Genomic DNA, 25,938 nt, shown 5'->3' on the forward strand with positions numbered 1-25,938 from the left:
GAGCCATCGGGGCGGACGGGCGGCGCGGTGGGAACCAGGCATGCCTGGTATTCGGAGTGGGCTTCGATCCGGATTGCCGCACCGCCGCGCCAACCCATGCCTTGTCTCACGCCGAGCGCTGTGGAAAGAGTCACTCAGCCGACGGCGGCCCACCCCTCGCGCTCGGAGGCATCCGGTTCGTAGCGGCGCAGCTCGAGCCCGCCGGCTCCGACGGCGCGCAGGGCGGTGAGGTCGCCGGCGAGCACTCCGGCAGCACGCGCCTGCACCAGCACGTTCCCGAGTGCCGTGCCCTCCTCAGGGCCGGCGATCACCGGCAGACCGGTCGCATCCGCTGTGGCCTGGCACAGCAGTTCGTTCTTCGACCCACCACCGACCACGTGGATCACCGACACACGCTGCCCGGAGAGGCGTTGAGCGTCCTCGATGGCCTTCCGGTAGGCCACCGCGAGGGAATCGACGACGCATCGCGCCACCTGTGCGGGTGTCTCGGGCACGGGCTGCCCGGTCGCAGTGGCGTGCTCGGCCAGCCGCGCAGGCATGTCACCGGGCGGCAGGAAGTCCGGGTGGTCGACGTCGATGATCGTACGGCGCGGCGCTTCCTCGGCTGCCGCCTGCAGCAGCGGCCCAATCGGGATACCTTCCCCACGCTCGTCCCAGACCCGCTGAGATTCGGACAGCACCCACAAACCCATCACGTTGCGCAGGTACCGGACCGTGCCGTCGACGCCGCGCTCGTTGGTGAAGTTGGCCTCACGGCTGGCCTCGGTGAGTACCGGCGCGTCGAGCTCGACGCCGACGAGCGACCAGGTGCCGGAGGAGATGTAGGCGAAATCGCTGCCCGTCGCCGGGACGGAGGCCACCGCTGAGGCGGTGTCATGCGATCCGACCGCGTACACCGGCACCGGTCCCAGGCCGGTGCGGCGCTGGATCTCCTCACTCAGCACCCCGATCTGCTCTCCCGGCTGGACGACCGGAGGGAACAGGCCCGCCGGGATCGCGAGCCGATCCATCAACTCACCCGACCACTGCCCGGTGCGCTGGTCCAGCAGCGCTGTGCTGGAGGCGTTCGTGTACTCGCTCACCCGCGCGCCGGTGAGCCAGTAGGCGAGGAGATCCGGGAGCAACAGCGCCTGCTCGGCACGGCCCCACCACGGACCCCGCTGCTCGGCGGCCAGCTGGTAGATCGTGTTGAAGGGCAGGTGCTGCATCCCCGAGATGACGTACAGGTCCGACGGCGGAACCCTCGCGTGGACGTCATCGATCACGGCCTCGGTGCGCGAGTCGCGGTAGGCGACCGGCTCTGCGAGGAGCTGACCGTCGGCGTCCAGCAGACCGTAGTCGACCGCCCACGTGTCGATCCCGATGCCATCGAGCGGCCCTGCCCCACCGGCCGCCCGAAGTCCCTCGAGCACCTCCTCAAAGAGGGCGGTGAGGTGCCAACGCAACGTTCCGCCGTCATCCGCCGTGGCTGCGTTGGGAAACCTCGCTACCTCACGCAACACCACGCCGTCGGAGGTCCCGGCCACCCCAGGGGCCGAACTTTCGGCCCCGGAAGCGCTTCGGGGCCGATTATTGGGCCCGGGAAGGACCTCGGCGGCGCCGGCCGCCACCTCCGCGCGGATGACCCGCCCGGAGGTGGCGCCCAGGTCGACGGCGGCGAAGGCTGCGACCTGCCCCGCCATCAGCGCAGGAACGCGGCCGCCACCCCGGAATCGACCGGGATGTGCAGACCGGTGGTCTGGCTGAGGTCGCCGCCGGTGAGGGCGAAGACCGCGGCGGCGACGTGCTCGGGGAGCACCTCACGCTTGAGCAGCGTGCGCTGGGCGTAGTACTGGCCCAGTTCCTCTTCCTTGACGCCGTAGACGGCCGCTCGCTTGGCGCCCCACCCGCCGGCGAAAATCCCGGAGCCACGGACCACGCCGTCTGGGTTGATGCCGTTCACGCGCACACCGTGCTCACCGAGCTCGGCCGCGAGCAGGCGCACCTGGTGGGCCTGGTCGGCCTTGGTGGCCGAGTAGGCGATGTTGTTCGGGCCGGCGAACAGGGAGTTCTTGGAGGCGATGTAGACGATGTCGCCACCGAGCTTCTGGGCGATCAGCGCCCGGGCTGCCTCGCGGGCCACCAGGAAGGAGCCGCGCGCCATCACATCGTGCTGGAGGTCCCAGTCCTTGACGGAGGTTTCCAGTAGCGGCTTGGAGATGGACAGACCGGCGTTGTTGACCACGAGGTCCACACCACCGAATGCCAGCGCCGCAGCGTCGATGAGCGCGCTGACCTGCCCCTCGTCGGTCACGTCGCACGCGACAGCCGCAGCGACGTCGGGGCCACCGAGCTCGTCGGCCACCTCCTGGGCCGCTTCCAGGTTGAGGTCGGCGATGACGACGCACGCACCCTCTGCAGCCAGTCGCGTGGCGATGGCCTTACCGATCCCGGAAGCCGCACCGGTCACCAGAGCGACGCGGGTGGCCAGGGCCTTCGGCTTGGGCATCCGCTGGAGCTTGGCCTCCTCGAGTGCCCAGTACTCGATCCGGAACTTCTCCGACTCCTCGATCGGGGCGTAGGTGGAGAGGGCCTCGGCGCCGCGCATCACGTTGATGGCGTTGACGTAGAACTCCCCCGCCACCCGCGCGGTCTGCTTGTTCTTGCCGAAGGAGAACATCCCGACGCCGGGGACGAGCACGATGGCCGGGTCCGCACCGCGCATGGCGGGTGAGTCCGCAGTAGCGTGGCGGTCGTAATACGAGGCGTAGTCGGCGCGGTACGCCTCGTGCAGCTCTTCGAGCCTGGCCACCACGTCCTCGACCGGGGCGTCCGCGGGCAGGTCCACCACGAGCGGCTTGACCTTGGTGCGCAGGAAGTGGTCCGGGCACGACGTGCCGAGCTCGGCCAGCGGGGCGAGCTTCTCACTGGCGAGGAAGTCCAGCACGACGCCTGCGTCAGTGAAGTGACCGATCTGCGGGGCGTCGGTGCTCGCGATACCCCGGATGGTCGGGGCGAGCGCGGCAGCCTTCGCGCGGCGCTCGGCCTCGGGGAGCGCCTCGTAGCCGGGACGGACCGCGCCGAACGGGTCAGCCTTGCCGTTCTCTGCGATGTAGGCCTCGGCGGTCCGGATGATCTCCAGCGAGTTGGCCTCGGCCTCCTCGGACGTGTCACCCCAGGCGGTGATGCCGTGGCCACCGAGGACGCAGCCGATGGCCTGAGGGTTCTCCGCCTTGATGGCGGCAATGTCGAGACCCAGCTGGAAGCCGGGGCGGCGCCACGGCACCCAGACCACCCGGTCACCGAAGATGGTCGAGGTGAGGGCCTCACCGTCGGCTGCGGTTGCGATCGCGATGCCGGAGTCGGGGTGCAGGTGATCGACGTGCGGGGCGTCCACCAGGGCGTGCATGGCGGTGTCGATACTCGGCGCTGCGCCGCCCTTGCCGTGCAGGCAGTAGTCGAAGGCAGCGACCATCTCGTCCTCGCGGTCCAGGCCGGGATAGACGTCGACGAGCGAGCGCAGCCGGTCCAGGCGGAGCACGGCCAGGCCCGACTCCTTCAGGGTGCCGAGGTCCCCGCCGGACCCCTTCACCCAGCACAGTTCGATCTGCTCGCCGGTCACGGGGTCGGTCTCGGAGCCCTTGGCGGAGGTGTTGCCGCCGGCGTAGTTGGTGTTTCTCGGGTCGGCGCCGAGTCGGTTGGATCGGGTGATGAGGTCGGTCACTGCCGGGTTCGTCATGACGATGGCTTTCCTGTCAGAGGTGTGCTGTCTGTGTGCAAGAGGGGCGGCCTGGAATTGCACGTCGATGTGGCTGCCAGAAGCAGCCAGATCGACGTGCAATTCCCGACTTGGCAGCCAGATCGACGTGCAATTCCGTCAGGCGCCCCAGCCGGCCTGCTGACCGCCCACGCGCTCGGCGGCGATCTGGTCGAGGTATCCGGAGGCGTTGAACGCGGCGTAGGGGTCCTCGGCCAGCCCCTTCTCGGCGCGGACCTCGGCGAGCAGTGGGCGCACGTCGGTGTTGTAGGCGTCCATCAGCACGGCGTTGGCACCGAGCACGTCACCGGAGATCTGCGCCTCGCGCAGGGCTTCGCGGTCGACGATCAGTGCCTTGGCCGTGGCTTCCTGCACGTTCATCACCGAGCGGATCTGGCCAGGGATCTTCGGCTCGATGTTGTGGCACTGGTCGAGCATGAAGTTCACGCCCGCCTCCTCCTTCAGCGCGTCGTTGGTCACGATCTCGTTCATGATCCGGAACAACTGGAAGGGGTCCGCGGCGCCGACGATCAGATCGTCATCGGCGTAGTTGCGGGAGTTGAAGTCGAACGCGCCGAGCTTCCCGAGCCGCACCAGCTGGGCGACGATGAACTCGATGTTCGTCCCCGGCGCGTGGTGACCGGTGTCGAGCACGACGGCGGCCTGGTCACCCAGGGCGAGACAGTGCACCAGGGAGGTGCCCCAGTCAGGGATGTCCATCGTGTAGAAGTACGGCTCGAAGAACTTGTACTCGATGAGCAGCCGGTGGTTCGGGTCGAGCGCGGCGTAGATCTCCTGCAGGGATTCGGCGAGCCGATCCTGCCGGCCCCGGATGTCGTCCTGGCCGGCGTAGTTGGTGCCGTCGGGGAGCCAGAGCTTGAGGTCGGTGGACCCGGTGGCGCGCATGACGTCGATGCACTGCTTGTGGTGGTCGATCGCCTTCTTGCGGATGGCCGGGTCCGGATGGGTCAGCGAGCCGAGCTTGTAATCGTCCTCCTGGAACAGGTTGGAGTTGATCGCCCCGATCTGCACGCCGAGATCGCTCGCGTGCGCAGCGAGCGCCTCGTAGTCGTCGACCAGATCCCACGGGATGTGGAGGGAGACCCGCGGCGCAGCGCCAGTGTAGCGATGCACCTGCGCGACGTCGGCGATCTTCTCGAACGGGTCCCGCGGTACACCGGGGGTGGAGAACACCTTGAACCGGGTGCCGGAGTTTCCGAAGGCCCATGAGGGGAGCTCGATGGTCTGGGCGGCGAGGGCTTCGCGCACCTGCGGGGCGGCGGTGGCCGAGGTGGTCATGGGAGTGCACTCCAAGTCCGGTGGTGACGACGATCGACATCAACTCTGAAACGATTCAGCCTTCAGATTAGAAGATTCGAGCCGCTGCCGTCAAGATGTCGAGCCATCGAGCAACGCGCCTCGCGACCCGGCCCCACAGCGGCGCGCGAGGTCCGGCATAGGCCAGACTGTTCCCGTGCCCGCCGCCAGCTTGCTGCCCTCGCTGCTCGCCTCCGACCGCGCCACCCCCGCCCGCACCCTCATCGACATCTTCACGGAGTCGGTGAACGCCCACCCCGAGGCCCCTGCCCTCGAGAGCGGCCTCACCCAGCTCTCCTACCGCGAGCTCGCCGAAGCCGCTGCGGAACTGGCCGATCGGCTCACCGCGCTCGGTGTGCGCCGCGGCGATCGGGTGGGGGTACGAGTCAGCTCCGGAACCACGGAGCTGTACATCGCCATCCTGGGCACCCTGATGGCCGGCGCCGCCTACGTACCGGTCGATGCGGATGACCCACCGGAGCGGGCGCGCACCGTCTTCACCGAGGCGGCCGTGATCGCCATCATCGGCAACAGTCTCGAGATCACGGCCACCGCTCCCACCGTGCAGTACACCACCCCCGACGGCGACCCTCCCCCTGCCGCGCACAGCGCACCTTCCACTGTGATCACCGGCGCAGGTGCATCCGCAGACGCCCCCGAGCGCACCCCACGCCCGACCGATGACGCGTGGATCATCTTCACCTCGGGTTCGACCGGAACACCGAAAGGCGTCGCCGTCTCCCACCGCAGTGCCGCCGCCTTCGTCGATGCCGAGTCCCGCCTCTTCCTCACCGCCGAGCCGATCGGGCCGGGAGATCGGGTGATGGCCGGGCTCTCGGTCGGTTTCGACGCCAGCTGTGAGGAGATGTGGCTCGCCTGGGCGCACGCCGCCTGCCTGGTGCCCGCACCACGCTCGCTGGTGCGCTCCGGTGTGGACGTCGGGCCATGGCTGACGGCCAACGACATCACCATCGTCTCCACCGTGCCCACCCTGGTGGCGTTGTGGCCACCAGCGTCGCTCGATCGTGTCCGGCTGGTGATCCTCGGCGGCGAGGCGGCACCGGCCGAGCTCGCTGCCCGGCTGCAGGGGCCCGGCCGCGAGGTGTGGAACACCTACGGCCCCACCGAGGCGACCGTGGTGGCCTGCGCAGCGCCCCTGGACGGGTTCGAGCCGGTCCGGATCGGACTGCCGCTGGACGGGTGGGACCTCGCCGTCGTCGATCACGACGGAGTCCCGGTAGCCGAGGGTGAGACCGGTGAGTTGATCATCGGCGGAGTGGGGCTGGCTCGCTATCTCGATCCGGACAAGGACGCCGAGAAGTACGCACCGGTACCGAGCCTGGGCTGGGCGCGCGGGTACCGCTCCGGCGATCTGGTCAGGAACGACCCGGCCGGTCTGGTCTTCGCCGGGCGGGCCGACGATCAGATCAAGCTCGGCGGCCGGCGGATCGAGCTCGGCGAGATCGACGGTCAGCTGCTGCGACTTGCCGGCGTGGCCGGCGCCGCCGCCGCCGTGCGCACAACCTCCGCCGGCAACCAGGTGCTGGTCGGCTACCTCACCGTCGAGGAGACCTTCGATCAGAGCGCCGCCCTCGCTCTGCTGCGCGAGCGCATGCCGGCGGCCCTGGTTCCGCGCCTCGCCGTGGTCGACACCCTTCCCACCCGCACCTCCGGCAAGGTGGATCGGGACGCTCTGCCGTGGCCGCTGCCCAGCGCGCCGAGCACGACCGCACAGTGGTCCCCTACCCAGGAGTGGCTGGTGGGCATCTGGCGCGATGTGCTTGCCGCGGATCCGGCCGATGCCGGAGCGGACTTCTTCGACCTCGGCGGCGGTTCGCTCACCGCGGCACAGACCGTCGGGCGGATCCGGGCACGCCATCCGGAGGTCGCCGTCGGGGACATCTACGCCTACCCGACCCTGGGCGCACTGTCGGCCTATCTGGACAGCCTCGTCCAGTCCAGCACGACCACCACACGCACGAACCGCGCGGTCTCCCCCATCCGCACGAGGACCAAGGTGGGGCAGATCCTCGCCTTCTACCCGCTGCGCGCACTGGCGACGCTGCGGTGGCTCGCCTGGCTGCTGCTCGCCGGCGCGCTGCTGCACCCGGCACTCGGCTGGTGGCCGGCGCCCCCGGTCTGGCTGGTGGCCCTCAGCACTGCACTGTTCCTCCTCCCGCAGGGCCGGATGCTCGTCGCGGCCGGGCTGATCCGGGTGGTGCTGCGTGGCATCCAGCCGGGCACTTACCCCCGCGGCGGGAAGGTCCATCTGCGGTACTGGCTGGCCGGCCGGATCCAGGATGAACTGGCTGCGACGGGTCTCGCCGGTGCCGCATCGATCACCTGGTACGCCCGCCTGCTCGGCGCCAAGATCGCCTCGAACGTGGATCTGCACTCCCTGCCACCGGTCACCGGGTTCCTCCGGATCGGCAAACGCGCCTGCGTCGAACCCGAGGTCGATCTGACCGGTGCCTGGATCGATGGTGACCGGGTGCATCTGGGCCGGATCGCGATCGCCGCCCGGGCGCGGATCGGTGCCCGGAGCACACTCGGCCCAGGCGCCACAGTGGGCCGGGGCGCCGAAGTGGCTGCGGGATCGTTCGTCGCCGGCAGGGTGAGGGCCGAGCGGCTGGTCTCCGGATCGCCCGCTGAGGTCACCGGCTCCGCCCGGGGACCCTGGTCGAAGCGAGCCCCGGCCGGTGGCCGTGCCTGGGTGGCGGGCTACGCCGTCATCGGCATGCTCCTGGCCGCCCTGCCCTGGTGCGCCGCCGCGGTCGGAGCGTTGGTGCTATGGCCGGCGCTGCGTCCCTCGACGGACCTGAGCCACGCGTGGGCGAGGGTATGGCCGTGGTTGCCGCTGGCCGCACTGGCCGGATACGCGACCCTGATGATCCTGGTTATCGCCGTCGTGCGGATCCTCGCCCCGGCCGTCCGCAGCGGCCCGGTACCCGTACGCTCCGGGCGGGGGCTGGCGGTGTGGGCCACGGTACGGCTCATGGACGAAGCCCGCGACTGGCTCTTTCCGTTGTACGCCGGAGCACTCACGCCGTGGTGGCTGCGAGCCCTCGGCGCCCGTGTGGGCCGCGGCGTCGAGGCCTCCACGGTGGTGTTGATCCCGAAGTTGACGCAGATCGGCGACCAGTCCTTCCTCGCGGACGACACCCTCGTGGGCGGCTACGAGCTCACCGGTGGGTGGCTGCGAGCCGAACGCGTGAAGATCGGCAAGCGCGCCTTCCTCGGCAACTCCGGGATGGCCGCACCCGGGCGGAAGATCCCGAAGGCCTCTCTCGTGGCCGTCCTCTCCGCGGCACCCAAGCGCGGCACTGCCCGGGCGGGGACGTCGTGGATCGGCAGTCCGCCCACCCAGCTGCGCCGCGAGGGCGGGCCGGCCGACGCGACGCGCACCTATGAACCAAGCGCCCGTCTACGAGTACTGCGTGGACTGGTCGAGACCGGCCGGGTGATCCCCCTGTTCGGCTCCGTGTGCCTCATGCTCATCGTGGGCACCACACTGCTGGCGCTCCTCGGCGGTTCGGCCGGTGACACCTGGTCCTGGACGGGCCTCGTCGCCGCAGTGCTGCTCGGCCCGCTGGTCCTGCTGCTCGCCGGTCTGATCGCCGCGGGAATCACCGTGGCCGCGAAGTGGCTCCTGGTGGGTGCGCACCAGGTCAGCGAGCACCCGCTCTGGAGCGCAGCGGTGTGGCGCGGCGAGCTGGCCGACACCTTCACCGAAGTTCTCGCCGCGCGTTGGTTCTGCTCCCTGGCGCAGGGCACCGTCGCCCTGAACGTATGGTTCCGCGCCCTCGGGGCCAAGATCGGCGACGGCGTCTGGTGCGATACGTACTGGCTTCCCGAACCGGATCTGGTGGAGTTGGGCGCAGGATCATGCATCAATGCCGGATGCGTGGTGCAGACCCATCTGTTCCACGACCGTGTGCTCGCCATGGACCGCGTGGTCATCGGCGCCGGAGCCACTCTCGGGCCGAACAGTGTGATCCTGCCTGCTGCGCATCTCGACCGCGATGCGACAGTAGGGCCGGCATCGCTGGTGATGCGCGGTGAATCCGTACCGAGCCGCACCCGGTGGCTCGGCAACCCGATCGGCCCCTGGGAGGAGGGAGCGTGACCCGAACACAGACCCCGGTGACACCCGGCACGACCGATACGTACATGCCCGGACATGGCGACTCGGGCTACGCCGTCGACCACTACCAGCTGGACCTGACCTATCAGCCCCGCAGCAACCTGCTCGACGGCGTGGCTGAGGTGCGGCTACACACCCTCACCGAGACCTCCGCACTGCGCTTCGACCTGCACGAGCTGCGCGTGACGAAGGTGTCCGTGACGGGCGCCACGCTCGGCAAGTACACCCGCAAGCCGACGCGGCTCACCGTCGCCCTCAAGAAGCCCGCACCCGCCGGATCGGAGCTCGTCGTCCGCATCGAGTACGGGGGCAACCCCAGGCCGGTGCGCTCGGCCACCTTGGGCGAGGCAGGCTGGGAGGAACTCACAGACGGGGTGATCGTGGCTTCACAGCCGCACGGGTCGCCGTCGTGGTTCCCGTGCAACGACCAGGCACGCGACAAAGCCCGCTACGACGTGAACCTCACCGTGCCCGCCGACTACACCGTGGCCTTCAGCGGTGAGACGCGGGAGGTCAGACGCCGTGGCTCACGCCGGACATGGACGTTCCAGCAGCGCCACCCGATGGCTCCGTACCTGGCCTCGGTGCAGATCGGGAAGTACCGCGAGCAGTCGCTGGACGGACCCGGCGCAGCGATCCGGATCCTCCGGCCGGAGGGACTGCCCGCGGACGCCTTCGCTGCGTCCTTCGGCCGGCAACGCGAGATGCTGACGTGCTTCGAGGACGCGTTCGGGCCCTACCCCTTCGACTCCTACACCTGCGTGATCACTGACGACCCGTTGGAGATCCCGCTCGAGTCACAGGCCCTGTCGACTTTCGGACGCAACCACTGCTCAGCGGACTGGGACGCCGTCCGGCTCATCGCACACGAACTGTCCCACCAGTGGTTCGGCAACGCCGTCACGGCGAGCTCCTGGCGCGACATCTGGCTGCACGAAGGGTTCGCCTGCTTCAGCGAATGGGTGTGGTCCGAGCACTCCGGTGGGCCAGGGATCGCCGAGCATGCGGCCCGCCAGCACGAGCGGCTCAGCACACTGCCCCAGGACCTGCGGCTCAGCGATCCGGGTGCGGCGGACATGTTCGACGACCGCGTCTACAAGCGCGGGGCACTGACGCTGGCGGCCCTGCGGGACCTGATCGGCGCCGAGGACTTCGGGCGGCTGCTGCACCGCTGGGTCGCGCAGCACCGCGGGGGGGTCGTCTGCACCGAGGACTTCATCTCACTGGCACAGGAGATCAGCGGACGGTCGCTGCGCGACTTCTTCGACACCTGGCTCCACCAGGTCACACTGCCTGCGTGGCGGTGAGTTCACGCACACTCGCGCAAGAAGGCCCGCGGGTGCAGGCAGATCGTGCACCGAGAAATCGGCCACCCGGATCGAAGGCATCGGCACGCTGAGCCCCACCCCGAGCATCTTCAGGATCGCCTCCTTCGCCACCCACACCTGCAGGACGTCCTGACCGGACTCGTCCCGGTGCAGGACGAGCGTGGGGTCGATGGGTGCCGCGTCGGCGCGTTCGATATCGACCCCGATCCGGGGAACGGGCGGGAGGCCAGCGGCGGTCACCAGGTATCCCCCGGCACGCGCGGCGGAGACGGCGATGGTGCGCTCGCCGGCACGCGCCCACGGGCGGCCGTGGTCCGAGCCTCCGCATCGCGGGCATAGGTGGCCGATCCGCAGATCCGCTCCCGGCAGAGGCGTCAGGTCGTCGGCGAGGTGGCGGCGCAGTGCCTCGTCGGTGCCGAGGGCGGCGCGATGCCAGTGCACACTGACGGGTATGCCGGTCGGCACGGGAGCGGCCATCGCCGACATTCTCGCAGATGCGCGCCCACGAATCGGTGAAACGATACACTCACGCGATCGGTGCAGACCCGGTACAGACGAGGAGCAATATGCCCAGGCGGAACGGCGGCCCGAGGCGCCCGAGCGTCACCGATGTGGCGAAGGAAGCAGGCGTCTCGGTCGGCACGGTCTCCAACGTGCTCAACCGGCCCGACTCCGTCTCTCCCGCCACCCGGGCCAGGGTGGAGGAGGCCATCGAGGAGCTCCGCTTCGTCCGGAACGCCTCCGCCCGCCAGCTTCGCAGCGGCGAGATCACCACCGTCGGTGCCGTGGTGCTCGATATCGCGAACCCGTTCTTCACCGAGATGGCGCGCGGGATCGAGGACAGACTCGCCCAGGACGACCACACGCTCATGCTGTGCAGTTCCGACGAGGATCCCGAGCGTGAGGCCAGATTCCTGCGCCTGTTCGAGGAGCGCGGGGTGCGGGGCGTCATCGCCACCCCCTCCCACGGCAGCCTGAACGGGCTCCTGGCGCTGCGTGAACGCGGCACGGACGTGGTGCTGCTCGACCATACGTCCCCGGTTCCGGACATCGGATCCGTGGCCGTCGATGACGTCGGCGGAGCGTCGCTGGCGATGAACCACCTGCTCGATCTGGGGCACACGACGTTCGTGTTCCTCAACGGCCCGCTCACCCTCCGCCAGTGTGTGGACCGGCGTGACGGCGTCATCGCCACCCTGACCTCCCGCGGGTTCGACCCGGCCGAGGCCCTGGTCGAGGTGAACCTCGACGCCCTCAACGCCGACGCCGCCGACGCCGCCGTCCACCGGTGGCTGGCCGAGACGACCGAACGCCCGACGGCCATGTTCTGCGCGAACGACTTCACCGCCCTGGGCGCCTTGCGAGCCCTCCGCGACTGCGGCGTCTCCATCCCGGGGGACATGGCCGTCGTCGGCTATGACGACGTCATCTTCGCCTCGATGCTCACCACGCCGTTGACCTCGGTCCGCCAGCCGATGCACACCCTCGGCTGGACCGCCGCCGACATGCTGCTGCGCGAGAGCGAGCCCGGGCGCTCACGGCAGGTGGAGTTCGAACCGGAGCTGGTCGTGCGCGCCTCCAGCGGCTCGGCTATCTGATCCGGCTCACGCGACCGGCGGGCCCGCCAATCGGTCGAGCAGTACCGGTCCGACCTGCAGGTCGGTCTCGAGCACAACCTGGCACCGTGCCCCCGGTACGTCCACCGGGCCGCGCCGCTGCCCACGCATATCGGCGATCGTCTGGCCCCGGCCCGGCCCGTCGCTGTGGTCAACCACCACCGGAACCCGGGGCGCGCGCGTGGGCTGTACCGTTCCCACCAGCAGCGCGGCGGCGAGCGGGTCGTGCAGGGCGCAGGCGCGGTAACCGTAGACCTGCAGGTAGCGGTCGAGGTAGGCCTCCAGCGATTCACCGACCGCACGTGAGATCGCCTCCGGCGCCTCCAGCAGCCGACGACGGCCGAGCTCGTCGAGCGTGTGCTCCATGGTGACGTCGAGCGGCACGAGCATGACGTCCCAGTCGGCACTCAGCACCGCCGCAGCCGCCTCGGGGTCGTTGGCAATGTTCGCCTCCGCCACGGCGCTCACGTTCCCCGGGGCCAGGACTGCACCGCCCATCACGACGACGTCCCGCACCAGTGCCGGCAGCTCCGGCTCACGTTCGATCGCCTGGGCGAGGTTGGTCAGCGGGCCGATGGCCAGGATCCGCAGTTCGCCGGGGTACTGGCGGGCCAGGTCGATGAGGAGGTCGACGGCGTCCCGCGGGTCCGGCCGGGCCGTCGCCGGCTCGAGGCTCACACCACCGAGACCGTTCTGGCCGTGGACGTCCGGTGATCCACCGGCAAAGGTCCCGCGCAACGGGTCGGTGGATCCGACAGCCACCGGGATCTCCTCGCGGCCCGCCAGGGCCAGCAGGGCCTGCGTGTTCTCGGCGGCCACGGCAGCCGAGACATTCCCGCTGACCGTGCCGATCCCGGCCACGTGCACTTCCGGGGAGGCGAGGAGGTAGGCGAGAGCGAGCGCGTCGTCGATTCCGGTGTCACAGTCGAGGTAGAGCGGGGTAGCACCAGTCATGAGCCCAGTCTGCCAGTCGTGTGCGCGAAGAAGTTCCGCCCGTCCTGTCGGCAGGAATCGACAGCCTCCGTACGATGTGGCGGACGACAAGGAGGAGACATGGCGCGGATCGTGGATGTGGCCCGTGAGGCCGGCGTGTCCACGGCCACCGTCTCACGGGTGCTCAACGGCAAGGACGTCAACCCGGAACTGGCGACGAAGGTGCGTTCCGCCGTCGAGGCACTCGGGTACATCCCGGACCGCACGGCTCGGTCGCTGCGACGAGGAGCGAGTGACGTGGTGGCCCTGGTGCTCCCGGACATCGAGAACCCGTTCTTCACGGCCGTGGCCCGCGGGGTGGAGGACGTGCTGCACGGCGCGGGCTACTCGGTGGTGCTGTGCAACACCGACGATGATCCCGGCAAGGAGGGCCGGTACCTCGGAGTGGCCGAGCACGAGAACATGGCAGGGGTACTCATTGCTCCGGCGAGCGGGCAACCCCAGCTGGACGCCCTCCTGGACCGTGGCCGGGCGGTGGTGGTGCTGGACCGGCAGGTCGAACGCCCGGTGGATCAGGTGGCATTCGACAACCTGGCTCTGGGTGAGGGCTGCGCCCGCGAACTACTCGCGAGCGGGTTCCGCCGGGTCGCATGCATCACCGGGCCCGTCGGCACCCGGACGGCGATCGAACGGGCCTCCGGGTGGTCACGCGCACTCGAGGCAGCCGGTCTAGACGCACCGGAGGAACTGCTGGTCCACGCCAACTTCCGTGTGGACGGCGGATATGAGGCATTGGCTCATCTGCTCGACCTGCCCGAGCCTCCCGATGCCGTGCTGGCAACGAACAACCTGGTGGGGGTCGGGGTGCTGCGCGCGCTGGCGGACGGGCATGTGGCTCTCGCCACCCACGGTCGGGGGGACTCTGCTGGCGCACCCGTTCCCGGCGGCGCGATCGGCGTGGGGATCATCGGCGACCTGCCGTTCGCCACGTCCCGCACCACAGATGTGCACCTGGTGCCGCTGAATCCACGCGCCCTGGGGACGACGGCGGCGCAACTGTTGCTGGACCGCCTCACCGATCCAGGTGCGCCGGTGCGTTCGATCGTGCAGACCATCACTCCTGCGGGCGCCCGGCACTAGGCACTGGGCACTGGGCGCACCCCTGGCTCACCCAGCCCCCGGCCTGACCAAGTCGACACGTATGCGTCGGGCTACGCATGATCGTGCAGCGTTCGACGCATGCCGGTCACTTAGGTCGCACACGACCTCGACACCTGGCGATGTAATCGATTACCTGGCACCATGGGTCCATGACCGCATCGCCCTACACCCTTCCCGCCCTCATCGAACCCGCAGCCGCACCGGAGAAGACCGCCTACCTGGTGGCCTCGGGTGACCTGCGCGAGTCGGCCAACAGCGCCGGCTGGCCCACCCAGGTCGAGCTCGAGCACATCATCACCGACGCCCTGGCCGTGCACGGGTGGCAGGTGATCCGCGCCAATGACGTGGACCCCGCCACCGGGCACGGCTTCATCTCCAGCCAGCGGATGGGCCTGGAGGTGTTCGCCACGATCCCCCCGGACGCCCCGCTCATCGTGGCCGAAGCGGTCTGGCAATACAGCCACCACATCCTCGCGGGGTTGCGCACCCACCGCGGACCGATTCTCACTGCCGCGAACTTCGCCGGTGAATGGCCGGGCCTGGTGGGGCTGCTCGGGATCAACGCCGGCATGACCAAGATGGGCAGGGCCTACTCCACCGTGTGGACCGTGGACGGTACCGACCAGTGGTTCCACGATGCGATCTCCTCCTGGGTCCAGACCGGCACGATCACCCACGACGCCTCGCACGTGCACCCGCTTCCCACGCTGCCTGACAGCGCCGAGACCGAGCTGGGCACGGCGCTCGCCGCACAGTTGCAGCGCGAGAAGGCGATCATCGGCGTCTTCGACGAAGGCTGCATGGGCATGTACAACGCCATCTTCGACGACGAACTCTTGAACGGGCTCGGCATCTACAAGGAGCGACTCTCCCAGTCCGCACTCTGGGCAGAGATGCAGCGGGTCAGCGATGACGAGGCGGACGAGGTGCAGGCCTGGCTCGAGGAGGCCGGGATGACCTTCCGGCTCGGCACCGACGACGCCACCGAGCTCACGATGGAGCAGTTGCGCTGGCAGCACAAGATGTACATCGCGGCACTGCGGATCGCCGATGACTTCGGACTGGACGCCGTGGGTATCCAGTACCAGCAGGGTCTGAAGGACCTCTCCCCCGCCTCCGACCTTCCCGAGGGCCTGCTGAACAACGTCTCCCGCCCGCCGGTGCGCTCCCGCGACGGTGAGCGCGTGCTCTGGGAGGGCAAAGCGCTACCGCACTTCAACGAGGCGGACGAGGGCGTAGCCGTCGACGCACTGGTGACGAACCGGATCTGGACCGCGATGGGCCTGGACCCGGCCACCACGTTGCACGACGTGCGCTGGGGGGAGGAGTACGACGGCCAGTTCGTCTGGGTCTTCGAGATCTCCGGGTCAGTGCCGCCGTCGCACTTCGAGAACGGCTACGCCGACGCCGAGGGCTGGCGGCAGGGGCCGGTGTTCTTCCCGGCGGGCGGCTCCACGATCAACGGGATCTCCAAGCCGGGCGAGATCGTCTGGTCGCGGGTCTACATCGCCGAGGGCAAGCTCCAGGTGGACATGGGCCGGGCCTCGGTGGTCGCGCTGCCCGAGGAGGAGACCCGACGCCGCAAGGAGGCCACCAACCCGGAGTGGCCGATCATGCACGCGGTGCTGCACGGCGTCAGCCGGGACCAGTTCATGGCGCGGCACAAGGCCAACCACCTGAACGTCGTCTACGCACCCGACGCCGAGACAGCCGACCGTGGGCTGCTCGCCAAAGCCGCGCTCTTCGACGCCCTGGGCGTGCCGGTGCACCTGTGCGGGGACACCTCACTCACCCGCTGACGGCGGACGAATCAGCGGGTGCGGGCGGGAACCCCCTGCTCCACCGGCAGCAGCCGGCGCAGCTGCGTCACGTGCGCGGGCTCCAGCTCGGCCACGGAAGAGACACCGAGGAGTTTCATCGTGCGCTCGACCTCGGAGCCGAGGATCTCGATCATCCGGTCCACACCCTCGCGGCCCCCAGCCATCAGGCCGTAGAGGTAGGCGCGGCCGACCAGGGTGAAGTCGGCACCGAGAGCGAGCGATGCGACGATATCGGCGCCGCTCATGATGCCGGTGTCGAGGATGATCTCGAGCTGGTCGCCGAGCTCGGCGGCCACCTCCGGCAGCAGGTGGAACGGGATCGGGGCGCGGTCGAGCTGGCGGCCACCGTGGTTGGAGAGCACGATGCCGTCGACGCCGAGGTCGGCCACGCGGCGCGCGTCATCGAGGGTCTGGATGCCCTTGACCACGACCTTGCCGGGCCACTGCTTGCTGATCCAGGCGAGGTCGTCGAAGTCCACCGTCGGGTCGAACATCGTGTCCAACAGCTCCGCCACGGTGCCGGACCAGCGGTCCAGGGAGGCGAAGGCCAGCGGTTCGGTGGTGAGGAAGTCGATCCACCATGCGGGCCGCGGGATCGCGTTGATCACGGTCTTCAGGCTGAGCGAGGGAGGGATCGTCATCCCGTTGCGCTTGTCGCGCAGGCGGGCGCCGGCCACCGGCACGTCGACCGTGACCAGCAGGGTGTCGAAGCCCGCTGCGGCGGCACGGTTCACCAGCGCCATCGAGCGGTCCCGGTCCTTCCACATGTACAGCTGGAACCAGTTGCGCCCCGAGGGGTTGGCGGCGGCGACGTCCTCGATGGAGGAGGTGCCCATGGTCGAGAGGGAGAAGGGGATGCCGGCTGCGGCGGCGGCACCGGCACCGGCAATCTCGCCCTCGGTCTGCATCATGCGGGTGAACCCCGTGGGCGCGATCCCGAACGGCAGCTCGCAGTGCCCACCGAGGATGTCCACGCCGGTATCCACGCGGGAGACGTCGCGCAGGATCGCGGGGTGGAACTCGATGTCCTCGAACGCCTGGCGGGCACGGGCCAGTGAGAGTTCCTGCTCGGCGGCACCCTCGGTGTAGTCGAATGCGGCCTTGGGTGTGCGCCGCTGCGCGATGTGGCGCAGATCGGCCACAGTCAGGGCCGCATCGAGGCGGCGCTTGCGCCCATCGAGCTCGGGACGCTTGAACTGCAGAAGAGGCGCGAGATCGCGCACCTTGGGTACTCGACGCTGAACCATGCCTCAATACTCCCGTACTCCGGACGTGGCGAGCGCCGCCGCCCATGAAGTGGAATGGAACGATTCAGTGGAGTCTTCCGAGGCAGCCCGAGCGTGTCAAGCCAGGTCGGATCCCCGACGACGCCGGTTGCGTTGAGATGTCCGTCACCCCCGCGCTCCAGCTCACGGTGGCGTACGGGCGATAATCGCCTGGTGCCGCCCGCAGACTCCGCTCTCTTCCCCGTTCCCGACGGCGCCCGCCGGTACCCACGCCAGGTGGTCCTGCTCACGGGGCCGTCCGGGTCGGGCAAGAGCTCGTTGAGCCGGCGCCTGGGCCTGCCGGTGGTGGCGCTCGACGACTTCTATCACGACATCGAGACCCCCGGCTTGCCGCAACGGTTCGGGAGCGTGGACTGGGACGCGCCGCAGAGCTGGAACGCCGCCGCGGCGACGGCTGCACTGGTAGCCCTCTGCCGCGACGGTGAGGCGCAGGTGCCGATCTACGACATCCCCACCTCCCGCCGGACCGGAACCACCACGGTGGTGGCCGACGACGCACCGATCGTGCTCGCCGAGGGGATCTTCGCCAGTGAGCTGGTGGCGAGCCTGCGGTCCGAAGGGGTGCTCGCCGATGCGATCTGCCTCGTCCGGCCCCGGTTGCAGACCTTCTGGTTCCGGTTGCTGCGCGATCTGGCCGAGTCCCGCAAGCCTCCGGTGACGCTGATCCGCCGCGGTCTGGCGCACTACCGGGCCGAACCGGCGAAGGTACGAGCCTGGACGGCGCAGGGGTGCCGGGCCGCGAGCGTCGCCGCCGCCGAGGCTGATCTGCGCACCCTCCTCACCCCCTCCTGAAATCCAACGACGCTCCTATGTTCTGTCAAGGGGTGTTTGTGGGGTTGTGGTGTTCGAGTTGTCGGTAGATGTCGCGGGCTATGTAGCGTTTGAGGCAGCGGGTGATTTCGCGGTGGGTGCGGCCTTGGGTGGTGCGGCGTTGGGCGTAGGCGCGGGTGTGTGGGTCGTGGCGTAGTCGGGTCAGGACGATGACGTGGAGTGCTCGGTTGAGTTGGCGGTCGCCGTGGCGGTTGAGGCGGTGTCGGTTGGTGGTTCTGCCGCTGGTGGCTGGGATGGGGGCGACGCCGGCGAGCATGGCGAATGCGGCTTCGGAGTGGATGCGTCCGGGGTGGGACCAGGCGCACAGGATTCGTGCGGCCACGATGGGGCCGATGCCGGGCTGATCGAGCAGGTCGGCGCGCATGCTGGTCACGATGTGGTGGATCTGTTTCTTGTACTGGGCCGCTTGTGTGGTCAGGTCTTGGGCGCGGCGGGCCAGGTCGCGCAGGATGGTGATCGTGGTGGTGGTCTCGATGTCTTGACCGGGCCGGGTGCGTAGCCGGGCGGCGGTGGTGATCATCGCGGGCAGTTTCTTGCCGGCGAACTTCGCTCGCAGGGGTTCGGGGGCGGTGATGATGAGGTGGAACACTTGCCGTGCGGCGCGGCCTGCTTCGGTCACGAGGGAGTCTCGGGTGCTCAGCAGGATCGCGAGGGCGTGCCGGTTCCCGCCTGAGCGTGGGGTGGCTAGGTGCTCGCGGGTTAACGCTTCCCGTGCGGCGCGGACTGCGTCGATCGGGTCGGACTTGGCTCCACGGCGGCGCTTGGCCCGTTGCGGGCGGTCGATCTCGATGACCAGCTCACCACGAGCCTGTAGATGTCGGGTCAGACCCGCCCCGTGGGAGCGGGTGCCCTCGATCGCCCACGCCCGTCCACCAGTGGCGGCGCACGGATCGGTCTCGATATCAGCCTCATCCTCACCGCGTAGGTGGGTATCGACGAACTCGACCAGCTCGGCATACCCCGCCGGGGTGGCCGCGACCTGTACCTGGCCGAGCACCCCACCGGTGCCAGCATCGATGATCGCCGCGGTATGGGTATCGACATGGGTGTCGACCCCGATGACAACCTCGACGAGATCACTCAGACTAGTCATGACGTTTCCTCCACTTCGGAACGGGACGGGACGTTGTTGCTTTCCGGTCCGGTAGGAGAATCGGCAGGACTGTAGATGGGACACGACGGGCGCTACTACGCCCGCCGGTCAAGCTCCTGATCAGGCCAGTCGCTCCGACCGGGCCGGAGGCGGCGACCCGGAGCGGACAAGTCGTGCGAAAGGCACACACGGCCAGTCGATTAGCGAGTCACACTCCAAGCCACCACCCACAGCCCATCACCACCAGGCTGCGAACACCACACTCACAGTCGATTTGGCGGCTGAGTCGGGTCGACTCAGCCGCCAAATCGACGTTGGATTTCACGAGGGTGATCCGGCAAGGACTTGCTCAGGAAGGCGCCACGGCCCGATCGGCGGCAGCATGGCGGGCAAACGCATCGGCCACGGGGTTACGACGGCGCAACAAGCCCTGCTCGGATTCGACCAGGTCCCACAGCCCCATGGTGAGCAGCGAGGCCTCCCGCGGCGTGTCCGCGTGACGGTAGGTCCACTCGTACATGTCGAACAGCGGCCACCACGTGTAGCCGACGATCGGCACGCCCTCCTCCCGCATCCGGTGCACGAGCGCGACCGAGTCGTCCAGCCACGCCACTCGCTCCCCGACGGAGGCGGTCACACAGGTCTCGGTCAGCGCTACCGGCACGCCGTAGCGATCGGCGTAGGTACGCAGCACGTCCTCCAGGCCGAGCATCCCCTCGTCGATCTGCGGGGCCGGGTCCACGAACCCGCCCGCGTGCCAGACCCCGTCCTGCACCAGGGTGGTCGAGTGGCGCGGGTAGTAGTTCACACCCATCACGTCCGGCAGCACGGGCGCGCCGGCGAGCCGGTCGAGCAGATCGGGCGAGAACCCGTGGGCGAGCAGGTGCTCGAGCATCGGATGCCCGTCGCGCACACGCCCCGTGACGAGATCCTCGACGACGTAGCTCTGCTCGCGTAGGAACCGCACCTTGTCCGCGTGCTCGCCGTCCACATCACCGGAGAACCGGGAGGTCGCGTCCACGTGCACGAAGGTTGCGCGATCACCGAGCACTTCGGCGATCCCGTGCTGAGTGCGCGCGAATCCGTCTGCGAGCGCCGCGACCATCCTGGTGAGGCCCTCCTCGCCGGAGAGATAGGGCGGCCAGTAGGCCAGCTCACCGCAGAACCGGGCGTGGATCATCGGCTCGTTCACCGGGGTGTAGTCGGTGACTGTATCCGCATACCGCTCGGCCACAGCGACCGAGTACTCGGCGACGCGCTTGGGGTAGTCCGGGTGGGCGAACTCCCCCTCGAGCCACTGCGGAGTGCCGTAGTGCAACAGGTCCACCATGGGCCTGATCCCCAGCTCGGCGAACCGCGCCATCACCGGATCCAGCCAGGACCAGTCCCACTGCCCCGGCGCCGGGTTGATCCGGTACCACGGGATCCCCCAGCGCATGAACTCCGCGCCTGCCTCGGAGGCAAGGCCGAGGTCGGCGTGCCACTGGTCGTAATGCTCGGTGAGCTCGTATTCGTCCAGGGCGCGTTCGCCCGGACGGGTCTGCGGGACGAAGGTGTCTTCGACGCCGACGCCGAAGTGCAGTCGGCCGTCCTGGTACCAGGTCATGGAGTCCTCACTAGGTCTGTGCTGGGTCGCGCACGCTGGGCGCGGTGGTGGTCGTCACCGCCAGATCGACGTGCGATTTCGTGGCGGCGGGTGAGTGGAGGGCGGCGGCGTCACCCCTTCATGCCGGTCATGGCCACGCCTTCGATGAAGCGCCGCTGCACGAGCAGGTAGAGCACCACCAGCGGCACGATGGCCACGAGCGAGCCGGCCATCATCACCCCGTAGGGGGCCACACCCGTGGCGGAGCCGGTCAGCAGGGCGAGCCCCGCCGTCAATGGCCTCACGCTCGAATCGCTGGTCATGATCAGCGGCCACAGCAGGTCGTTCCAGTTGTTGACGAAGTGGAACAGGGCCATGGTCAGCAGTGCGGGTTTGGCATTCGGCAGGATGATCGACCAGAACACCCGCAGCTCGCTGGCGCCGTCGATGCGGGCCGCCGAGTCCAGATCCCGCGGGAGGGTGATGAAGAACTGCCGCAGCAGGAAGATCCCGGCCACATCCGCGGCGCGCGGGATGACCAGCCCGGCGTAGGTGTTGACCCAGCCGATATCGGAGATCAGTTCGTACAGCGGCACCAGCAGCGCCTGGAAGGGCACCATCATGATCGCGATCAGCACGGTGAAGATCGCATACCGGCCCTTGAAGTCGATCCGTGCCAGCGCGTAGGCCGCCAGCGAGTTGAACACCAGGGACAGCCCGGTCACGGCGGCCGCGAACACGAAGGAGTTCCACGACTGCGCAAATACCGGGATGCGGGCGGTGAGCCCGTCGAAGTTCTCGAGTGTGAAGCGGGACGGGATGAAGTTCGGCGGCCAGGAGAGCACCTCCGATTCCGGGGAGAAGGCGGAGAGCACCACCACGACCACCGGGAAGGAGGTGAGGGCCGCGAACACGAGCAGGCCGGCCACCACACCCGACTGCGTGAGCAGTCGGGCGGTGCTTGCGCTGCCCCTACGGCGGGCGGGCGGACGCGCGGGGGCGAGGGACGCCGTCGTGGTCTGATTCATGGCACTCACTCCAGGTCCTTCTCACGCTTGGCCCCGATCCGGAGCTGGATCAGCCCCAGGGCGAGGGTGATCACCAGCAGTACGTAGGACAGGGCCGAGGCGAAGCCCATCCGGAAGTCGCGGAACCCGTCGGTGTAGATGCGGTAGACGATCGTCTCCGTGGCCCGGTCCGGTCCGCCCTGGGTCATGATGTAGATCTGGTCGAAAGCCTGGAACGCGCCGATGATCGCGAACACGATCACGAACGTCATCGTGGCGCGCAGCCCGGGCATGGTGACCGCCCGGAACTGACGCCAGGCGCCGGCGCCGTCGAGTATCGCGGCCTCGTACAGGTAGCGCGGGATGCCCTGCAGGCCGGCGAGGAAGATGACCATGAAGTAGCCGAAGTTCTTCCAGATCGCGACGGCGGTCACCGCCGGTAGTGCCCAGGTGGTCGACGCGAAGATGTCACCCATCTGGATGCCGACCTTGCCGAGCCAGTACGGGATCAGGCCGAGGTTCGGGTCGAGCAGGAACGCCCAGGCCAGGGACGCCACCGCCATCGAGATGACGAACGGCAGGAAGATGATCGTGCGGAAGAAGCTGCGCAGTGGCACGTCCTTGCGATTGAGCAGCAGCGCCGCCCCGAGTCCGACTGCGATCACGATCGGCCCGTACATGACGGCGTAGCCCACGGTGTTCCAGATCGCCCGCAACGTCGCCGGGTCGGTGAAGACGGTGGCGTAGTTCTCCAGGCCGATCCAGGACTCCTCGCCGAAGCCGGAGGCGTCGGTGAAGGAGAGCCGTAGCGCCGAGAGCGCCGGCAGGAACACGAACGCGAGGATCACCGCTACCGCCGGGGCGAGGAACGCCGCGGCGCGCAACGCCCGGCCGCGTTCGTGGCGCGCGATCTGACGCGATCGGTCCGGCGGCATTCTGCTGCCGCCGAGGCGCCTGGGGGCCCGGTAGGCCGGTTGCACACTGGTCATGAGGTCTCCAAGGGCTCCGGTGGTGCCGGGGAATCCCCGGCACCACCGTCGATGTGGGAGTCGATCACTCGAACCGGGAGAGGATGTCGGCGATCGAGCCGGCAGTCTCGGTGGTTACAGCAGCGAGATCGCCGCCCTGGGTGACCGTGGTGTTCAGCGTCGACAGCTCGGCGTTGACGTCGGTCAGCCCGCCCGGGATCCCGTACATCCGGATGTAGGAGTTCTCGGTGTGGTCGATCATGGTGCCCACGAACGGGGTGTCGCCGATCTGATCGGCCGTGATGTCGGTGCGGTTCGGCGGGTAGTAGGACTGCTGCGCCCACAACACCTGCGAGTCATGAGCGTTGTAGTAGCGCAGGAACGCCTCGGCGCCGGCCGCTGTCTGTTCGTCGGCCTGGGATGTCAGCCACCAGTAGTTGGCCGCGGCCTGGGTGACCACGCCCTCCGGGCCGGCCGGCATCTCGAAGACGTCGATGTCCAGGCCCACGCTCTCGGCACCGGTGATGATCCATGGTCCGATCACGGTCATCGCGGCCTTACCTGCCTTGAACAGGTCCACCGCCTCCGGCAGCGTCACATTCGTCGGGCCCCAGCCGCCCTCGTAGGCGTCCTGCCACCACTGCAGGGTCTCGACGTTCTGCGGGGTGTCCAGCGTGACTTCGCCGTCGGTGTACACGGAGCCGCCGCCGGCCTGGATGAAGCTCGGAAGGAATGTGCCGTCGGCATCGGGCAACGCGAGGCCGTAGATCTCCGGCTCACCGTCACCGTTGTCGTCCACGGTGAGCTCTTCGGCGAGGGCGACCCATTCCTCCCAGGTGGCAGGGACGTCGCTCTCGGTGATGCCCGCCTCGGCGAACATCTCGGTGTTGTACCAGACCGAGAACGGGCCGTAGGCCATCGGGACGGCGTAGTGGGTGCCGTCGAATGTGGCGTAGTCGACCACGTGCGGGTAGTAACTGTCCGTCTCGTTCTCGGGGTTCTCGTAGAAGGAGTCCATCGGAACGAAGACACCCTGGTTGACATAGCCCTCACCGGCATCGGCAGGCTGAACCACGAGATCCGGACCGTTGCCGGCGGAGACGGCGGGCAGGAGCTTGTCGGTGATGACATTCCAGGGGTTGACCTCCACGGAGATCTCGTACTCATCCTGGGAGGCGTTGAACTCGTCAGCAAGCTGGTTGACCACGTCACCATCGGCCTCGGTGAAACCGTGCCAGACGCTGACGGTGGTGGTACCGCCGTCGCCGCCACCGGAGTCACCGGTGTCGGTACCTGAGGAGCAGGCAGCAAGGGTCAGAGCAGCCGCAGTGCCCGCGGCGAGCAGCACGCCGCGTCGGCGACGTGCCGGCCGGCGCAGTAGGGGTGTTGAAGGGGACATCTTTGTTCTCCTTATCGGTAGTACATCGGTGTATGAGGGTGGCCGATGCGGGGGAAGGGGGCCATGAAGATCAGGGGTTGATATACGGGATGCCGACAGCGTCAACCGCACCGTCGCCGGTGACTTGCTCGCGGGGAATGACGCCCACGCGCCTGGACCATTGCTCGTACGCGGCAGCGAGAGCTGCGACAAGTTCCGGACGATCGGCCGCACGATCGCGAGTCTCGGTGCGATCGGCGAGCAGATCGTAGAGCTCCCACGGGCCGGGGTACTTACGCGCAAGCTTCCAACGGCCCAAGCGAACGGCGGCGTTGCCCTCGTGTTCCCAGTACAGAGGCCGCACCGAACCGCCCGAGCGGTCGCCGCCCTGCAACACCGGAAGCAGGCTCGCTCCCTCCATCGACGGCACGGCCGCGCCGTTGCGCTCGGCAGGATAGGCGGCGCCGGCGGCCTCGAGGATGGTCGGGAGCAGGTCCACGAGCTGGCCCGGGGTGCGGCACAGGTCACCCGGTTGACCAAGGCCGGCGGGCCAGTGCGCGATCAGTGGTGTGGCGATGCCGCCCTCGTGCACCCAATGCTTGTACTCGCGGAACGGGGTGTTGGAGACGTTGGCCCACTCGGGGCCATAACTGGCGTAGGTGTCCTCAGGGCCAGGGAAAATGTGCGGCTTGTTGCCGTAGCGCATCGGCTCTACAGCGCGGGTGGCGTGCGGGATCATCTGCAGGTCCCAGAATCCGTCATGACCACCGGGAGGGAGGTCCTCAGCGCAGCCGCCGTTATCGGAGAGGAAGAGGATGAGCGTGTTGTCCAGCCGGCCTGCCGCGTCGAGCGCATCCACGACGGCGCCGATCGCCCGGTCCATGGCGCTCACCTGGGCGGCGTAGACCTCCATCCGCCGGACCTGCCACTCCTTGTCCGCCACGTCATCCCAGGCCGGGACGTCGGGGTCGCGCTCGCTGAGCGACCACGACTCGTCCAGGATGCCCTCGGAGATCATTCGCTGGCGGCGCTGCTCGCGCAAGTCGTCCCAGCCGGCGTCGAAGCGGCCACGGTAGCGTGCGATCTCCTCCTCACGCGCATGGAGCGGCCAGTGGGGCGCAGTGAACGGCAGGTACAGGAACATCGGGTCCTCGGCCCGGTCACGGACGTGTTCGGCGACGAACTGAGCCCCTGCCGCACCGATCGCGTCGGTGTAGTAGAAGTCCTCAGCCTGCGCCTCGTCCACGGGAGATCCGTCCCGGTGCAGGCTCACTGGGTCGAAGAACGAGCCGGCGCCCTCGATGGTGCCGAAGGTGCGCTCGAACCCGCGAGAGTTCGGCCAGGACGGCTTCGGGTCGACCATGTCGTCCGAGAGATGCCACTTGCCGGAGAGGTAGGTGCCGTATCCCGCGTCGCGGAGAAGTTCGGCGATCGTGTGGCACTCCTCGGCCAGGTCGCCGCGGTAGCCGCGGGGGCGCTCGTCACCGGTGAGGATTCCGATGCCGACCTGGTGCGGATGCAGTCCGGTGAGCAGGCTGGCGCGGGTGGGTGAGCAACGCGGGGAGTTGTAGAACTGAGTGAAGCGCGTGCCGCGGCGCGCGAGCCCGTCGAGCACGGGCGTCTCGATCTCGCCGCCGTAGCAGCCGATATCGGAGAAGCCCATGTCATCGGCGAGGATCACGAGCACATCTGGCCGCGTCATTGCGCGTTCACCCTTCATCAGGTCCGTAGTACA

18 protein-coding genes are annotated in these 25,938 nt (G+C 68.8%); 6 read left to right on the forward strand and 12 right to left on the reverse strand.

The features are described from left to right. Positions 1-134: 134 nt before the first annotated feature. From IM660_RS16080 to rhaI, 3 genes are all read right to left on the reverse strand, one after another. Positions 135-1,682: a rhamnulokinase gene (locus IM660_RS16080; RefSeq protein ID WP_193496817.1), complete on the reverse strand. Its 1,548-nt coding sequence runs from the start codon at positions 1,680-1,682 to the stop codon at positions 135-137. Beyond that, the gene (locus IM660_RS16085; RefSeq protein WP_193496818.1) at positions 1,682-3,718 is read right to left on the reverse strand and encodes a bifunctional aldolase/short-chain dehydrogenase; all 2,037 of its coding nucleotides are present in this window, start codon (positions 3,716-3,718) and stop codon (positions 1,682-1,684) included. The genes IM660_RS16080 and IM660_RS16085 overlap by 1 nt, the downstream gene beginning before the upstream one ends. 138 nt (positions 3,719-3,856) lie before the next feature. Continuing rightward, on the reverse strand, positions 3,857-5,035 hold the full coding sequence (gene rhaI, locus IM660_RS16090) for an L-rhamnose isomerase (protein WP_193496819.1): 1,179 nt from the start codon (positions 5,033-5,035) through the stop codon (positions 3,857-3,859). Between the two features lie 175 nt (positions 5,036-5,210). Between rhaI and IM660_RS16095 the strand changes: the two genes are divergently transcribed. Both IM660_RS16095 and IM660_RS16100 read left to right on the forward strand, forming a co-directional pair. Further along, complete coding sequence (locus IM660_RS16095) at positions 5,211-9,179, forward strand: Pls/PosA family non-ribosomal peptide synthetase (protein ID WP_193496820.1); 3,969 nt, start codon at positions 5,211-5,213, stop codon at positions 9,177-9,179. Beyond that, a complete protein-coding gene (locus tag IM660_RS16100) occupies positions 9,176-10,504 on the forward strand; it encodes a M1 family metallopeptidase (protein WP_246464992.1) in 1,329 nt (442 codons plus the stop codon). Before IM660_RS16095 ends, IM660_RS16100 begins: the two co-directional genes overlap by 4 nt. On the opposite strand, the gene IM660_RS16105 is transcribed toward IM660_RS16100, so the two are convergent. Continuing rightward, positions 10,418-11,002 carry a 4'-phosphopantetheinyl transferase superfamily protein gene (locus tag IM660_RS16105; protein WP_193496821.1) on the reverse strand — a complete coding sequence of 195 codons (585 nt, stop codon included), beginning with the start codon at positions 11,000-11,002 and terminating at the stop codon, positions 10,418-10,420. The genes IM660_RS16100 and IM660_RS16105 overlap by 87 nt on opposite strands. A gap of 89 nt (positions 11,003-11,091) precedes the next feature. Between IM660_RS16105 and IM660_RS16110 the strand changes: the two genes are divergently transcribed. Beyond that, positions 11,092-12,123, forward strand: coding sequence for a LacI family DNA-binding transcriptional regulator (locus IM660_RS16110; RefSeq protein WP_193496822.1), 1,032 nt, complete (start codon positions 11,092-11,094; stop codon positions 12,121-12,123). Between the two features lie 6 nt (positions 12,124-12,129). Here IM660_RS16110 and IM660_RS16115 read toward each other — a convergent pair whose 3' ends face one another. Beyond that, on the reverse strand, positions 12,130-13,095 hold the full coding sequence (locus IM660_RS16115) for a nucleoside hydrolase (RefSeq protein WP_193496823.1): 966 nt from the start codon (positions 13,093-13,095) through the stop codon (positions 12,130-12,132). A gap of 99 nt (positions 13,096-13,194) precedes the next feature. On the opposite strand from IM660_RS16115, the gene IM660_RS16120 reads away from it, so the two are divergent. Then, entirely contained in the window at positions 13,195-14,214 is a 1,020-nt protein-coding gene (locus IM660_RS16120) for a LacI family DNA-binding transcriptional regulator (protein WP_193496824.1), read from the forward strand. Between the two features lie 170 nt (positions 14,215-14,384). Further along, positions 14,385-16,034 (forward strand): fucose isomerase, encoded by a 1,650-nt coding sequence (locus IM660_RS16125; RefSeq protein WP_193496825.1) that lies wholly within the window; start codon positions 14,385-14,387, stop codon positions 16,032-16,034. Positions 16,035-16,045: 11 nt separating this feature from the next. Here the strand turns inward: IM660_RS16125 and IM660_RS16130 are convergent, their stop codons facing one another. Beyond that, positions 16,046-17,302: an alpha-hydroxy acid oxidase gene (locus tag IM660_RS16130; protein WP_193496826.1), complete on the reverse strand. Its 1,257-nt coding sequence runs from the start codon at positions 17,300-17,302 to the stop codon at positions 16,046-16,048. A gap of 192 nt (positions 17,303-17,494) precedes the next feature. Here IM660_RS16130 and IM660_RS16135 point away from each other — a divergent pair, with 192 nt between their 5' ends. Further along, positions 17,495-18,133, forward strand: a complete 639-nt coding sequence (locus IM660_RS16135) for a uridine kinase family protein (protein WP_193496827.1) — start codon at positions 17,495-17,497, stop codon at positions 18,131-18,133. Between the two features lie 25 nt (positions 18,134-18,158). On the opposite strand, the gene IM660_RS16140 is transcribed toward IM660_RS16135, so the two are convergent. The 6 genes from IM660_RS16140 to IM660_RS16165 form a co-directional block, all read right to left on the reverse strand. Next, a complete protein-coding gene (locus IM660_RS16140) occupies positions 18,159-19,265 on the reverse strand; it encodes an IS110 family RNA-guided transposase (RefSeq protein ID WP_193496828.1) in 1,107 nt (368 codons plus the stop codon). A 349-nt stretch (positions 19,266-19,614) separates the two neighbouring features. Beyond that, positions 19,615-20,871: a family 1 glycosylhydrolase gene (locus tag IM660_RS16145; RefSeq protein ID WP_193496829.1), complete on the reverse strand. Its 1,257-nt coding sequence runs from the start codon at positions 20,869-20,871 to the stop codon at positions 19,615-19,617. Between the two features lie 110 nt (positions 20,872-20,981). Then, positions 20,982-21,878, reverse strand: coding sequence for a carbohydrate ABC transporter permease (locus IM660_RS16150; RefSeq protein WP_193499465.1), 897 nt, complete (start codon positions 21,876-21,878; stop codon positions 20,982-20,984). A 5-nt stretch (positions 21,879-21,883) separates the two neighbouring features. Further along, entirely contained in the window at positions 21,884-22,846 is a 963-nt protein-coding gene (locus tag IM660_RS16155) for a carbohydrate ABC transporter permease (RefSeq protein WP_193496830.1), read from the reverse strand. A gap of 64 nt (positions 22,847-22,910) precedes the next feature. After that, positions 22,911-24,224: an ABC transporter substrate-binding protein gene (locus IM660_RS16160; RefSeq protein WP_193496831.1), complete on the reverse strand. Its 1,314-nt coding sequence runs from the start codon at positions 24,222-24,224 to the stop codon at positions 22,911-22,913. Positions 24,225-24,294: 70 nt separating this feature from the next. Further along, positions 24,295-25,905, reverse strand: coding sequence for an arylsulfatase (locus tag IM660_RS16165; protein ID WP_246464993.1), 1,611 nt, complete (start codon positions 25,903-25,905; stop codon positions 24,295-24,297). Positions 25,906-25,938 lie beyond the last annotated feature (33 nt).

The organism is Ruania alkalisoli (assembly GCF_014960965.1).
Lineage (GTDB): Bacteria > Actinomycetota > Actinomycetes > Actinomycetales > Beutenbergiaceae > Ruania > Ruania alkalisoli.

Coding starts and splice junctions, on each gene's coding strand:
- IM660_RS16080 (WP_193496817.1), bottom strand. CDS start 1,682: ATGGCGGGGCAGGTCGCAGCCTTCGCCGCCGTCGACCTGGGCGCCACC.
- IM660_RS16085 (WP_193496818.1), bottom strand. CDS start 3,718: ATGACGAACCCGGCAGTGACCGACCTCATCACCCGATCCAACCGACTC.
- rhaI (WP_193496819.1), bottom strand. CDS start 5,035: ATGACCACCTCGGCCACCGCCGCCCCGCAGGTGCGCGAAGCCCTCGCC.
- IM660_RS16105 (WP_193496821.1), bottom strand. CDS start 11,002: ATGGCCGCTCCCGTGCCGACCGGCATACCCGTCAGTGTGCACTGGCAT.
- IM660_RS16110 (WP_193496822.1), top strand. CDS start 11,092: ATGCCCAGGCGGAACGGCGGCCCGAGGCGCCCGAGCGTCACCGATGTG.
- IM660_RS16115 (WP_193496823.1), bottom strand. CDS start 13,095: ATGACTGGTGCTACCCCGCTCTACCTCGACTGTGACACCGGAATCGAC.
- IM660_RS16120 (WP_193496824.1), top strand. CDS start 13,195: ATGGCGCGGATCGTGGATGTGGCCCGTGAGGCCGGCGTGTCCACGGCC.
- IM660_RS16125 (WP_193496825.1), top strand. CDS start 14,385: ATGACCGCATCGCCCTACACCCTTCCCGCCCTCATCGAACCCGCAGCC.
- IM660_RS16130 (WP_193496826.1), bottom strand. CDS start 17,302: ATGGTTCAGCGTCGAGTACCCAAGGTGCGCGATCTCGCGCCTCTTCTG.
- IM660_RS16140 (WP_193496828.1), bottom strand. CDS start 19,265: ATGACTAGTCTGAGTGATCTCGTCGAGGTTGTCATCGGGGTCGACACC.
- IM660_RS16145 (WP_193496829.1), bottom strand. CDS start 20,871: ATGACCTGGTACCAGGACGGCCGACTGCACTTCGGCGTCGGCGTCGAA.
- IM660_RS16150 (WP_193499465.1), bottom strand. CDS start 21,878: ATGAATCAGACCACGACGGCGTCCCTCGCCCCCGCGCGTCCGCCCGCC.
- IM660_RS16155 (WP_193496830.1), bottom strand. CDS start 22,846: ATGACCAGTGTGCAACCGGCCTACCGGGCCCCCAGGCGCCTCGGCGGC.
- IM660_RS16160 (WP_193496831.1), bottom strand. CDS start 24,224: ATGTCCCCTTCAACACCCCTACTGCGCCGGCCGGCACGTCGCCGACGC.
- IM660_RS16165 (WP_246464993.1), bottom strand. CDS start 25,905: ATGACGCGGCCAGATGTGCTCGTGATCCTCGCCGATGACATGGGCTTC.